Raw genomic sequence first — 12,744 nt, 5'->3', positions numbered from 1 at the left:
GTTAGTGTCTGTCCAGAATAAGCTTTTTGGTTCAGGTTCAGGCAAGCGTAGACTCATGGACAGGCACAAATTATACTCCATGCCTCCACTCGGGGCATGGAGTACGGATGCCTTTCCGATCTTCTATATTAATATCTGTTACATCTCACTCCCCAATAACCGGTAGCCGGGCCCGGCAGGTCAGCTGCAACAGGAACAGGGAAAATTCGGTACCTGATCCACCAGGGCGCATTCGGCTTCCATGCCGTCTTTGAGGAGTTGCAGGACTTCTTCACCGTCATCTTCTTCGATACCGAGGTCTGCTGCAACCAGGTGATGATCAGGTGTAATACCATTTTGTACGAGAAAGCTGTAGCCGCGATGATCAGTGCCATCCACTACCAGAATTCTCTCTGTTCCTGTGCCTCTTTTCCACTTTTTATCTGCAGCAAGTTCGGTGATCCGCACAACACGGCCAAACCCTTCCTGCTCCAGCTCCCCGGCAGCCCGAAGACAGAGCTTGCCGAGACGAGTTTCAATATCAAATATTGTTATTACAACAACCTGCTTGTTGTTTTTTCTCTTCTGTATCATTCTTTTTCCGGGGTAGTTGCTGAATGCACCCTGGCCTTGACCTCCTTGTACAGTTCCCCTGTCTTTTCTTTCGTTTTCTGCCAGGTGCTCTTGCTTTTTTCCTCAGTTACAGCAGCAATCTCTTCTGTTTTTTCAACGGTTTTTTCCACAACTTCTGAACTGGTTTTCTTCGTCTTGTCCCAGACTTCTACCGTTGTCTCCTTAGTCTTATTCCATGCTTTTTCACTTGCGTCCTTCGTCTTTTCCAGGACTTCGACACTTTTTTCCTTTGTCCCTTCCCATGTGTTTCTGGTCGCCTCACCTACAGCCTGACCTGCCTCCCTGATCTCCTTTTTAGCCTTTGACCAGTCTGCCGGTTGCTGAGCCGCAATTACAGTCCCTGTCAGGAAAAATAGAAAAACAACCAATACCGCTATCTTTTGTGAAACTGATTTTATTTTCATAATCTGTCCTGTTTATCTGAAAATCCCGCTGCTGAAGGCTATCCCGCATTTCTCATGAACATTGTGTCAATTTTGAGATTAGCTGTAGAATACAAATAATTAGCCAACTATCAGTAGTCGAACAAAATTGACACAATGTTCACCCAAGGTCAGCCCAGGCGACGCCATCTTCTGCAATATTTCAACAGTAAATATAGGCCACTATTATTTACTCTTGAAAATTTTGTAGCTGACGCCGCCTGAACTGATGAAAAATGCGGGCTATTCTGCTGCAGTCGGATTTTCATTACTCTTTTATTGCCGAGCCATTGAGGCCGGCCATGCCGGTTTATCCTATATCGCAGGGCCATCACCTGAATGGCGGACAGTAATGCAACCCACCATTATTCCAAAGCCTGTTTAATCCACGATCCACCTTGAGCAGGGATTCCGCTCCAAGATTTCTTTCAAAAACCTCGCCATAGTTCCCCACCTGCTTTATTATCTGGTAAGCCCAGTCTCCTTTCAAGCCAAGCCCTTTACCCAGATCTCCCTCAAGACCCAGTAGTCTCTTGACCGCCAGCCTGTTGCTCAGTTTCATCTCATCCACATTTTTTGAACTTATCCCCAGTTCTTCTGCTCCGATCATCACAAAAAGGGACCACTTGACGATATCAAACCAGGTATCATCCCCCTGACGGACGACCGGCCCCAATGGTTCTTTGGAAATAACATCGGGCAACACCTTTGACTTCTCAGGATCAACCAGTCCAAGCCGTATGCCATAGAGCATTGACTGTTGCATGGTCAAGGCGTCGCATCTTCCCTCTTCAAATCCCTTTACTGCCAGATCGCTGGTTGCAAATTCGACTTTTTTGAATTCAATTTTGTTTCTGGTGAAATAATCGATGAGATTATCCTCCAGCCCCGAACGGACCTGGCTGCATAATTTCACTTTCTTCAAATTGCCAAGACCGGTAACATTTGGTTTTCCGGCAATAAGCAGCCCCTGACCATCGTAATAACTGATCCCCGCAAAATTGACGGCCAGAGCTGAATCGCGGCTGAAGGTCCAGGTACTGTTCCGGGCAAGAATATCAACATCCCCGGAAAGCAGTGCTGTATAACTTTCATTTTCCACCAGGGGAGAAAACTTGACTTCTTTTGCATTTCCGAGAACAGCTGCCGCCACGGCGCGGCAGATATCCACGTCAAGCCCGGACCAGTTTCCCTTTTCATCGACCAATGAAAAACCAGGGATTCCGGTGGAAACACCACACTGGAGAAAACCACGCTTTGCCACATCGTCACTGGTAGCTGCAAAAACGGTTACCGTGCAAAAGAAAATCAGTGACAGACAGAGCCAAGCCGTATAAATCAAATTTTTTTTCAATGAATTATTCTGTTAAAAAGATTAATCTGGGACCTGTATTCTTTATTCCTCTGCCCCGCGGGATTACTAATTGCAGGATTGAGGTGAAAACTTCTTACGTCTCACAAGATACCAACCGAACTACTGCTTGTCTACCCCTTGAAAAATTGCTGATTCTTTCTATTTATTTTTTATTTTGACAAATACAACTCCTCCCACAGCCAGATTTATTGCGGCAGAAACACTCTGTAAACTCTTTCGAACCAGAACATCCATCAAAATACTGTTTGATCGCAAAATACAAAAAAACAATCTTCCTGCCAGGGACAGAAACCTGGCCATGAACCTGATCTACGGTGTTCTCAGGCAGAAACAGACCCTGGATGAATTTCTTTCCGGAGTGAGCAGAACACCCCTGAAAAAAATCGATCCATTTATTCACCAGACCCTGTCCGTCGGCCTCTACCAGATCTTTTTTCTTGAACGTATTCCCCGTTCCGCCATTGTCAACGAAGCTGTCAACAGTTGCAGGTACAAAAGAATCCCTCAACGGCTTCATGGTTTCGTCAACGGTATCCTGCGTGAAACCATTCGGCGACTGGAAAAAGATCCGTCCCTGACCCTGCCTGATACTGACAAAAACGGGAATCCAATCCATAACCATCCGGACTGGCTGGTAAAAAGATGGTCCAACACCTTCGGCATGGAAGAAACTGCCCGCATATGCCGGGAAAACAACAGGGAACCATGCCTTGTCCTCCGGGTCAACTGCTGCAGGATTTCCCCTGCCGATTACAGCCGAAAACTCAGGGAAGCATCAATTCCGCATCAACCTGGAATGTTCAGTACCGCCAGTCTTGTCCTTCCCGATTTCCATGGACAGATCCGTTCTCTGCCGGGATTTGATGCCGGTTACTTTCAGGTTCAGGATGAGGCCGCCCAGCTGGTAACTCTTCTCCTTGGCCCCCTTAAAAAAGACGGACTCTACCTGGATGGCTGTGCCGGGTTGGGCGGAAAAACAGCCCACCTTGCAGAACGGGGAATACAGCACAATCTTGAAATTCACTGTGTCGAGCCGGACAGCCGCCGTCTATCACTGTTGCGGGATAATGTAAAACGACTTTCAGGAGACAACAGGTTACATGCCCACCAGATGGGACTTGAAGATTTCCCAGGCGATAACAATCGTCTTTATGATGGAGTTCTCATTGATGCACCCTGCTCAGGAACCGGAGTTACAGGCCGACATCCTGATATTCGCTGGAACAGAAGGGAAGAAGAGATAGCCGAGTACAGCAGGCGCCAGCTTGCCCTCCTCAAAACTGCAGCTGATCTGACTGCCCCCGGTGGAATCCTCGTCTATACAACCTGTTCGCTTGAACCGGAAGAAAATGAAGAGGTCATTCGTTCTTTTCTTACGACTCATCCTGCGTTCATTCTCACGGATTGCAGGGACCAGCTGCCGGAACCTGCCCAAAAACTGGTGAAAAATGGATTTTTCCAGCCACATCCAGCCATGACAATAGACGGGTTTTTCGGGGCAAGACTGCAAAAACAAGGCTGAAACCACTGCCGTTTTTCTTTGCCAACTCTGCAGCTCTATTGTACATTCCCAAATGAACCTCCCATCCAGAATCGGGTGGTTCATTATTATTTTTCTCTTTTTCTGAAAATCCTGTTACTGAAGGTTGTTTTGCCGCAGTCGGATTTTTATTCATTTTTTGTACCCAAAGGGCATAAATACCCAAAGGGTATAAAAGGCTGAGCCATTGGGTCCAGTCATATCTTTATCCGGAATATATTATAATGGCAGAAATCAAAAGTACCATGGAAATGGTCCTGGAACGAGCGGCCAAAATGGCCGCAGAAGCCCCGATGGAAACTGATCGGGAAAATCTGACAAAAACCGGCATGCGGTTGGCTGCGGATTTTTTAAACGGTAAAATCGACAATCTCCAGGAGGAACTGCTCAAACAACCGGCAGAATCCCAGGTTCCCTTGCGCCGGGGCATGGTGCAGACCCTTCTGCGAAATATTATTCTGCCCCGTGATGAATCTGGAGAAGAGGGTGCCGGTGCCATCAAGGGCATTTTGATGCTGGCCGGAAACGGCGGGGAAATTTCCAGTATCTGTGGTGAGCTGCAACAGATACTGGGCCAGTACGGGCAGCACAGACAACAATCGATACAGCAACTGGATGAAGCGATCAGGGCACAACTGGAACAGCAGCAGATGGCTGCCGGAAAAAGCGAGGGACCCATCAATCCAACCATGCACCCGCAATACCGGGAAGAACTTACCAAAATGCTCACCAATCTTAACGGCCAGTATAATGATGCCCTGGATCAACGGAAAGAAATGATCATGGAGCGGTTATGTCCATCTTTCTAAGAAAACGAAATTAAGATGAATTACAAAAAACGGATAAAAAAAGTCCAGGCCCGCCTGCGACGCAGGAAGATCGACGCACTCCTTGTGAGCCAACCGGAAAACAGAAGATATCTCAGTGGCTATAAAGGTGGAGACCACGGTATCGGTGAAACCTCCGGTGTTCTTATTATCCCGGCTTCCGGGTCCATCCACCTGCTTACTGATTTTCGCTACCAGCTTCAGGCAGAACAGGATGTTCCCTGGGCCACTGTCCATATTTACAGAAAAGGACTGCTCAAACTGCTTGTTGACCTCCTTCCTGAACTGAAGATAACAATCCTTGGCTTCGAGAGCCATTACACGCTCCATTCGGTTGCCGGGAAAATGAGCTCCACCCTGAAAAAGAAAGGTATCCGCCTTGTTCCACTGACAAATCTCGTGGAAAAACTGAGAATCATCAAGGATGAGGATGAAATTGAGCTTCTTCGGCAATCGGTCCGACTTAATGAAAAGGTTTTTCAAAAAATTTTCCCCACCATTAGCGGAAAAATGACTGAGATAGAACTGGCCTTGGCCATTGAAACTCTGATGCGCAGAAAAGGAGCGGAATCCACAAGTTTTGATTCCATCGTTGCCACGGGGAAAAACAGCGCCCTGCCCCATGCGGTCCCGGGCCGAACAAAAATCAAAAAAAATAAATCCCTTACCATTGATATGGGTCTCGTCCTGAACGGATACTGTTCTGATATGACGAGAAATTTTGTCCCCGGAAAAGCAACAGAAAAATACATCAGGCTCCACCGGCTTGTGCGAAAAGCCCAACTCGCCGGACTGGAAAAGATCCGCACCGGAGTAACCGGCAAAGAAGTTGACCATGCTGCCCGGACTGTAATTGCTGATGGCGGATACGGCACGATGTTCGGACACGGCCTTGGTCATGGCGTGGGTTTGGCTGTCCATGAGGAACCGAGACTCTCTCCCCTTTCCCGTAAAAAATTAAAGGCGGGGATGATTGTTACCGTGGAACCGGGTATCTACCTGCCGGGCTGGGGCGGGGTACGCCTGGAAAACATGGTGGTTGTCCGGGAAGACGGTTATGAAAACCTCAATACTGATACGACCTGGCTGGATATTTAAGTAACAGGAAAAAATGAGACAGATAGTAATTGATGAACTGTCCCCCATGGAGCGGGACAATATAGACTCCTACCTGAAACGTACCCTGAAACAGGGCCCCATGGTCGGCCTTTACTGGCTGCAGCTTCCACCGGATCTGCTTTCCGAGGCCCAGCAGGGTCACGAGGAACACGGGCCCTTCTACCTGGGCGTCGAGATAGACAATGTTTCCGTCCGTTTCGAACTACTTGTACGCAGTCAGTCCAACCTCCACTGCACCTGCATCGCTCACGCCACAAAAATCCAGCGCCAGTTCGTTCTCGATTTTATCGATCGCATGGTCGAGGAAGAGATGATTTGTGCCTGAACTTTTGGTCGCGGGATTTTCAGATAAAACACTCAGTACTCAATATTCTTCACATCCCGCATATGTTCAGGAGACCCGCTGTTTTTTACAAGCAGAATTTCAGCCATAATCGACATGGCTATTTCCTTCGGTTTTCTCGATGCAATGTTCAATCCCATGGGTGCATAGAGTGGTTCCACCTTTTCTCTTGGGATACCCTTATCACGCAATGAACGGAAAATTCCCCTCAGTTTACTGCTGCTACCGATGATCCCAAGGTAACGTGCATCAGCTTCGATCAGGGCTTCCAAAGCCTCCCGGTCCGTCTCATGGCTCCGTGTGGCAATGCAGACATAGCATTCACCAACAATAAATTTTTCCAGATTTTTATCAAAGCCGCCAACAGAAAAAGTCTCGGCCCCTGGAAATTCACCGTCAGCCACCATCTCTTCCCTATCATCAACAATGACAACCGCAAAACCGAGATGAATCCCCAGTTGAAACAATTCCCTGCCCACATGCCCGGCCCCGAGTATCACAAGCCTGGGACTGGTTCCAAAAACCCGGACAAACAGCCGCACATTGCCACCGCAGGTCGAACCTGTTGTTTTTGTATCGTCAGCGGTAAATTGTATCTCGCCGCTTTGCCCGACAACTAATAATTTCTCCGCTTCAGCAACGGCGAAATGTTCGAGCTGACCACCTCCCACGGAGCCGACCTGCTTCCCCGGCATCACAAGCATCATGGCGCCTGTCCTTGCGGGCGAATGTCCTGAACTGCTGATCACAGTAACGGACGCAACCGGAGTCCCCTCATCCAGGCAGGTTTTCAATCCGGCAATTATTTTCATATCCATACATTTTCCTCAACAGGTTGAATGAAAAAGCCCCCCGACGGCAACACCTTTTTTCACCTGTTCATTATAAAGCTTTATCCCTTTTCCAGTGGAGGCCACAATGAGCCTGATATTGTTCTTCTGAACCTTTTCCAGAGTTACCGGTGAAATCCGCAGTCTGCCCAGCCGTCCCGTGGTCAGGACAATGACCTGACAGCCGTTTTCAATCAATTCATCCAGTTCCCCGGGCTGAACCCCTTTTCCATGGCTGGTGCCGAATTCGTTCCAGTCCCAGCTGCGACCACCACCGGGCCAGAGTTTGAAATCCCTGCCAACCCCCAGTTTTTCCACTTCCAGCCTTCCCCATCGACTGGAAATAATACGTAATGATCCTGACATGGTTACCCTCCGGTAACAAGACGTCCGCTGTTCACCGAATCTCCGGAAACACCTTTTGCAAGAGTAATTGTCCCCCCTGTTTTTACTCCCTCACTGTAGGTATTGCGATACACTTTGGCGCCGGAGCGCCTTGCTCTGCGTAGCTGGGGAAATCGTGCTGATACGTAACGGCCCAGCTCATTTTTACTGACCGTCAGTATCCGTTCCATTTCCCCGGAATGATACCCTTTTTCCGCTCTTCTTTTCCGCTGCTCCCTGCTCCGCTCCAGTTTTTTATAAAAACCGGCAAGTAATCCGAGGAAGTAGCTGTTCTTCTCTCTTCTTGCCTGTCCCCTGAACCTGTGCCTGTTATGATTCCAGAGGGACTCCAGCTTGTTTTCCAGAAAATAATAACAGTACTCCGCAACAGCAACATTTTCCTTGGTTCCGAGCAATTCAATCACCTTATGACTATCGATAAGAAGCGGATCGTACAGGGTCGACATTACAACCCGAACAGAAAAGAAATCCTGCAGAATCCGGCAGATATCCCGCTGATACCGCTCTATTCGTTTACGCTTCCTGTTTATGAGTATATACCCGAAATTCTGTTTGCGTCCCAGGTCAAACGCGCTGACTCCATATTTATCTATCAATTCCGTCGCTTTTTCCATGGCCAGGGCGGCCTCATGCTCATTGGGGGAGGTGGCCAAAGCCAGCAACTTTTCAATCTTATCAATAAACTTTCTGCCGGATCCTGAAATCGTATTTTTCCCTTCAAGACTTGTCTCCAGTTCCACAATTGTCGAGCAGGGCCCACGAAATTCAGCCTCAACACCAAGCAAATCACATGCTTTGAAAAAATCAGCCCCATGGCCGGTTTCACTGCTTCCCAGCAATTCGGAACAGATCTGGTGGGCCATCTCATGTTTCAATACCTGCTGCACCACTGTCCAGGGGTATTCCGAAATAAGGTGAGAACTGAGAGTGAGAGTTCGGGTTGCACTGTTCCAGGAACCCATTACCCCTTTGGATTCGGAAATCTCCAGAATTGGTGCCCTGAGGTCAATATTATAGCTCCAGAGATTATTGTCATATTCCATCAGCAGCTGGTCACACCAGAATGGTCTGTATTTCCCAACATTCATCCTTCTTCCTCGAGCTGTTCAATCCATTCCGTGTATTGAGCATTTAGGTTGTCTACACAGCAGACATGGATTATTTTATATTTCCTGACAGAAACAGGTACAAAAACACCAGGATCAAGAAAACGCATCATACACGAATACACCCAATGGCTTGTATATTTCCATGAAAAAATATTTCATACTCATTCTTCTGCTTTTTCTGTGCGGTTGCGCCACCAGCCCCACCGGTCGCTCCCAGCTTATGCTGGTCTCGCCACAACAGGCCATTTCCGCCTCAAAAGAGGCGTATACCCAGACACTTCGTCCCCTTGAAAAAAAAGGGAAAATTGACACAGATCCCATCACCTCGTCACGTATCAGATACATAACCGGCAGGCTGATCGCCCAGGCAATTCTGCTCTATCCCCATACAAAAAACTGGGAATGGAGTGTCAAGGTCATCGATGACCCGGATACAGTCAATGCCTGGTGCATGGCTGGTGGAAAAATGGCAATCTACACTGGAATTATCCAGAAAATAAATGCCACCGACGATGAAATCGCCCAGGTCATGGGCCATGAAATATCCCATGCTCTGGCAAACCATACTGCGGAAAAAATGTCCATCGCCATGGCAACACAAATCGGCATGGTCGGTCTGGCCGTTGCCTCGAATAACAGCCGGTACAGGGGAGCCATTCTCTCCGGCAGCGCCCTTGCCGCGGCCCTTGCCGTCAACCTGCCCAACAGCAGGACTGCGGAGAGAGAAGCGGACACCATGGGCATTGAACTCGCGGCCCTTGCCGGATACAATCCATGGGCTGCCGTCTCCCTCTGGCGGAAAATGGCAGACGTGGGCGGGAAAACAATCCCCCAGTTTCTGTCCACCCATCCCTCACCGGCCAACCGCCAGGCTGTACTGGCCGAACTGGCACAACAGATGATGCCATATTATCTGGACAAGAGACCCCGTCCGGTTTATCCACTGCAACAGCAACCCTCACCTGCACTTCGGGATTGACAATTGCAGAATCCAGGTTCCGTAATAATTCCGGCAAATCAATGATAATCGCCACTACTCACAAAAACACAGACTTTGACGCTCTCGCCTCCGTCATTGCAGCCACCATCTGCTATCCAGGCTGCGTGGGAGTTATTCCCAAAGCGGTCAACCGAAACGTGGCCCAGTTCCTCTCTACCCACAAGACCGCCTTTAATCTTCTTCTACCCAATGAAATCAACAGCGCGGAAGTCAGCAGACTGATCGTGGTGGACACCAATCAATGGCACCGCCTTGACAGAATGGATGAGCTGCGCCACAGGGATGATCTCGCAATAGACCTGTGGGACCACCATATGACAGGAGAATCCGATATAGTGGCCGACAGGGTCTGTCGGGAGCCCATTGGTGCCACCGTCACCCTGTTTGTCAGGGAAATGATCAAAAGAAAAATACGCATCAACGCGCTGGTTTCCACCGTGCTTCTTATTGGCCTGTACGAAGATACGGGCCATTTAAGTTTTCCGTCGACAACCCCGGAAGATGCCCGGGCAGCGGCCTTCCTCCTGGAAAACAATGCCGACCTCAATGTTGCCGGCTTCTTTCTGAATCCACCCTATGAGGAGACCCAGCGGGAAGTGCTCTTTGAGATGATGAAGAACACCGAAAAACTCACAATCAATGGCAACAGTCTCGGGATCAACATCATTACCCTGGACAAGAAGGTGACGGATCTGGCGAGTGTCGTCAATATGTACAGAAAAATAATCAATGCTGACGCTGTCTTTGTCATTTTTGTCAACAGCTCACGGTCCATGGTCATCGGCAGAAGCAACAGCGATCAGATCCACATTGGAAAAATTATGGCCGAATTCGGTGGTGGAGGTCACAATGGAGCTGGTTCCTCCTCAATAAAAAAATCGGTGATGTCACCAGAAAAAATAAAAACCGCAATTCTCTCAATACTTGCAAAAGACCAGGAAAAAACCATCCATATCGGAGATATCATGTCCTTCCCGGTTATCAGCGTCACCCCGGATACCACCATGCGTGAAGTCCGTGAATTGATGGACAGGGAAAAAATCAGGGGAGTCATGGTTATTGGAGAAGAGGAGCGGATCGAGGGTATAATTGTACTGTGGGATTTTAAAAAAATAAGAAAGGAAAGACAGTGGAACAGTCCGGTCAAGGCCTTTATGGTGCGGAATGTCGCCACCCTTTCGCCAGAAACTTCTCCGGAAAAAGCTGCCCAGACCATGATCGAAAAGGACGTAGGCCATCTTCCCGTGGTAAAAGACGGCAAGATGATCGGTATCGTCACCAGGACCGATATCCTCACCTATTTCTATGGGTTACTGCCTGACTGAGTTCCGGGAAAAAGTATTTTCATTCCCGCCCGCAGATCTTCAATCGACAACTGACCGGGAGCAGAAGCTTGCCGGCCGGCGGCAAAAGTAATATCTGATCCGAACAAACCACCTGCAAGTCTGCTGACCACCCCCAACGGCCCCATTGCCATAGTCACAACGGGTATATTCATCCCCTCATTCCTGGCCCGGTTTGTCACACTGAGCAGTGACAGGACATCTCCTGAATCATTGGGCATGACTGCAAGTTTACAGATATCAGCCCCGGCATCCTGGCATTCAAGGAGCTTTGAATACATAAATGATTCACTGGGGGTATCCTTGAAATTATGATACGAAAAAATCAAAAACACATGGTTTGCTCCGGCAGTTTTTTTTACCACCTCTAAAAAATCTTTGCCGTTACACAACTCAACATCAATCAGATCAACATTCCCCGATACGGCAGCAGCTTCAAACAACTCCAACCTCTTCTTCCGATCGATCTTCTGCAATCCGCCTTCTTCATCCGTACGACAGGTAAAAATCAGCGGCACAGCTCCTGTAATTCTGCGAAGCTCCTTTAAATCATCGAGACATTTTGGGATATTTCCCACATCTCCATAGGCATCAATCCGCCATTCCAGCAGATCAGGTTCAAGCGCAGTCAGCTCCCGGGCGTCCTGGAGAAGTTGCCCTTTCAGTTTTGCCACAAGCGGCAGGCAAACCAGGGGGCGTTCACCACCAATAACCGTGTTGCCCACTTCAATCCGTTTTCTCTTCTGCAGCTCAGTCATTTCAATTTCATCTTTCATCTGGAAATACTTTATTATATTTTTTCGCTCCGTTACAATACATTGATACGCACTGGAACAAAAAAGAGGTTCTCATGGAAGTTATTACAACTATCACACCCATCTTTATTATCATCCTACTGGGGTGGGCTGCACGAAAAAAAGGTTTTATTACCTCAGATTTTCTGAGACCGGCCAACCAGCTGGTTTACTACCTCTCGATTCCCGCCATGATCTTTAATTCCATCTCAAAAGCTTCTTTTCAAGAACAGTTCGATGTACGCCTCCTTTTTCTTACCCTTCTGGCAGCGTCTATAATATATGTCTCAACTCATCTGCTGACAGGAATCCTGAAAATGACTCCCGACCGGGCCGGCACTTTTGTTCAAAGTTGCGGTCACGGAAATCTCGGTTATATCGGACTGCCCATAGCCCTGTATTACCTCGGGGACAGCGGCCTGGCAAAAGCAGGTATCATCTGTGGGTTTCTGATGATCCTGCAGAATCTCATGTCAGTTATTATCCTGCAACTCCACAGTGAAAAAGAGTTTCATGGATATAAATTCATCCTGATAAAACTCTGTAAAAACCCGGTCATAATCAGTGCCATGGCAGGTATAGCTGTCTCGGCTCTGGCTCTTCCTGTTCCCGGGATCCTCAGTTCGAGCTTCACCATACTGGGAGGACTTGCCCCACCAATGGCCCTTCTTCTTATTGGAGCCTCAATCTCCATGAAACTGATAAAAGAGTACCTCCGTCCCACGCTTGGCGCTGCTGTCATTAAACTTCTTTTTCTGCCTGCCCTGGGACTGGTTTTTTTTCGCTTGACCGGCCTGACCTCCGAAGAATTTCTTCCGGCTCTGATTCTCCTCTGCTCTCCGACAGCCACCCTTGCCTATGTCATGGCCAAGGAGATGCAGGGTGATGCTGAATTTGCAGTAGCTACTGTCTCCGCCAGCACCCTGTTTTCTTCTGTTACTTTTGTTTTGTGGCTGGCTGTGGTTTAATCACTTGAATTCACATTAACGGGCAGAGAAAACCATTACTACTCATTCAGAGTCTCC

The 12,744-nt window shown here is 48.3% G+C and carries 14 protein-coding genes; 7 read left to right on the top strand and 7 right to left on the bottom strand.

Features of this window, described 5'->3' with window-relative positions:
- Positions 1-180 precede the first annotated feature (180 nt).
- From LO777_RS19100 to LO777_RS19090, 3 genes are all read right to left on the bottom strand, one after another.
- Positions 181-573 carry a putative zinc-binding protein gene (locus tag LO777_RS19100; RefSeq protein WP_228855410.1) on the bottom strand — a complete coding sequence of 131 codons (393 nt, stop codon included), beginning with the start codon at positions 571-573 and terminating at the stop codon, positions 181-183.
- Entirely contained in the window at positions 570-1,016 is a 447-nt protein-coding gene (locus LO777_RS19095; RefSeq protein WP_228855409.1) for a hypothetical protein, read from the bottom strand. The genes LO777_RS19100 and LO777_RS19095 overlap by 4 nt, the downstream gene beginning before the upstream one ends.
- 349 nt (positions 1,017-1,365) lie before the next feature.
- On the bottom strand, positions 1,366-2,376 hold the full coding sequence (locus LO777_RS19090; RefSeq protein WP_228855408.1) for an amino acid ABC transporter substrate-binding protein: 1,011 nt from the start codon (positions 2,374-2,376) through the stop codon (positions 1,366-1,368).
- Positions 2,377-2,563: 187 nt separating this feature from the next.
- Here LO777_RS19090 and rsmB point away from each other — a divergent pair, with 187 nt between their 5' ends.
- The 4 genes from rsmB to LO777_RS19070 all read left to right on the top strand — a co-directional run bounded on the left by rsmB (position 2,564) and on the right by LO777_RS19070 (position 6,220).
- Positions 2,564-3,931 carry a 16S rRNA (cytosine(967)-C(5))-methyltransferase RsmB gene (gene rsmB, locus LO777_RS19085; protein WP_228855407.1) on the top strand — a complete coding sequence of 456 codons (1,368 nt, stop codon included), beginning with the start codon at positions 2,564-2,566 and terminating at the stop codon, positions 3,929-3,931.
- A gap of 242 nt (positions 3,932-4,173) precedes the next feature.
- The gene (locus LO777_RS19080) at positions 4,174-4,758 is read left to right on the top strand and encodes a hypothetical protein (protein WP_228855406.1); all 585 of its coding nucleotides are present in this window, start codon (positions 4,174-4,176) and stop codon (positions 4,756-4,758) included.
- 15 nt (positions 4,759-4,773) lie between these two features.
- A complete protein-coding gene (locus tag LO777_RS19075) occupies positions 4,774-5,874 on the top strand; it encodes a M24 family metallopeptidase (protein ID WP_228855405.1) in 1,101 nt (366 codons plus the stop codon).
- Between the two features lie 13 nt (positions 5,875-5,887).
- A complete protein-coding gene (locus LO777_RS19070) occupies positions 5,888-6,220 on the top strand; it encodes a hypothetical protein (protein WP_228855404.1) in 333 nt (110 codons plus the stop codon).
- 32 nt (positions 6,221-6,252) lie between these two features.
- On the opposite strand, the gene LO777_RS19065 is transcribed toward LO777_RS19070, so the two are convergent.
- Genes LO777_RS19065 through LO777_RS19055 form a run of 3 tightly spaced genes read right to left on the bottom strand, consistent with a single transcriptional unit; the run spans position 6,253 to position 8,561 of the window.
- Entirely contained in the window at positions 6,253-7,056 is an 804-nt protein-coding gene (locus tag LO777_RS19065; protein ID WP_228855403.1) for an XdhC family protein, read from the bottom strand.
- Positions 7,057-7,065: 9 nt separating this feature from the next.
- A complete protein-coding gene (locus tag LO777_RS19060) occupies positions 7,066-7,434 on the bottom strand; it encodes an MTH938/NDUFAF3 family protein (RefSeq protein WP_228855402.1) in 369 nt (122 codons plus the stop codon).
- Positions 7,435-7,436: 2 nt separating this feature from the next.
- The gene (locus tag LO777_RS19055) at positions 7,437-8,561 is read right to left on the bottom strand and encodes a DUF2786 domain-containing protein (RefSeq protein WP_228855401.1); all 1,125 of its coding nucleotides are present in this window, start codon (positions 8,559-8,561) and stop codon (positions 7,437-7,439) included.
- A 163-nt stretch (positions 8,562-8,724) separates the two neighbouring features.
- On the opposite strand from LO777_RS19055, the gene LO777_RS19050 reads away from it, so the two are divergent.
- Positions 8,725-9,561, top strand: coding sequence for a M48 family metallopeptidase (locus tag LO777_RS19050; RefSeq protein ID WP_228855400.1), 837 nt, complete (start codon positions 8,725-8,727; stop codon positions 9,559-9,561).
- Complete coding sequence (locus tag LO777_RS19045; protein ID WP_228855399.1) at positions 9,558-10,907, top strand: CBS domain-containing protein; 1,350 nt, start codon at positions 9,558-9,560, stop codon at positions 10,905-10,907. The genes LO777_RS19050 and LO777_RS19045 overlap by 4 nt, the downstream gene beginning before the upstream one ends.
- On the opposite strand, the gene aroD is transcribed toward LO777_RS19045, so the two are convergent.
- Positions 10,886-11,701 carry a type I 3-dehydroquinate dehydratase gene (gene aroD, locus LO777_RS19040; RefSeq protein WP_228855398.1) on the bottom strand — a complete coding sequence of 272 codons (816 nt, stop codon included), beginning with the start codon at positions 11,699-11,701 and terminating at the stop codon, positions 10,886-10,888. The two genes, LO777_RS19045 and aroD, sit on opposite strands and share 22 nt — an antisense overlap.
- A 74-nt stretch (positions 11,702-11,775) precedes the next feature.
- On the opposite strand from aroD, the gene LO777_RS19035 reads away from it, so the two are divergent.
- Positions 11,776-12,687, top strand: coding sequence for an AEC family transporter (locus LO777_RS19035; protein WP_228855397.1), 912 nt, complete (start codon positions 11,776-11,778; stop codon positions 12,685-12,687).
- The last annotated feature ends 57 nt before the right edge of the window (positions 12,688-12,744 follow it).

Source organism: Desulfomarina profundi (assembly GCF_019703855.1).
Lineage (GTDB): Bacteria > Desulfobacterota > Desulfobulbia > Desulfobulbales > Desulfocapsaceae > Desulfomarina > Desulfomarina profundi.
The sequence above is the reverse complement of the archived record's forward strand: the minus strand, read 5'-3'. Positions and strand labels throughout refer to the sequence as shown.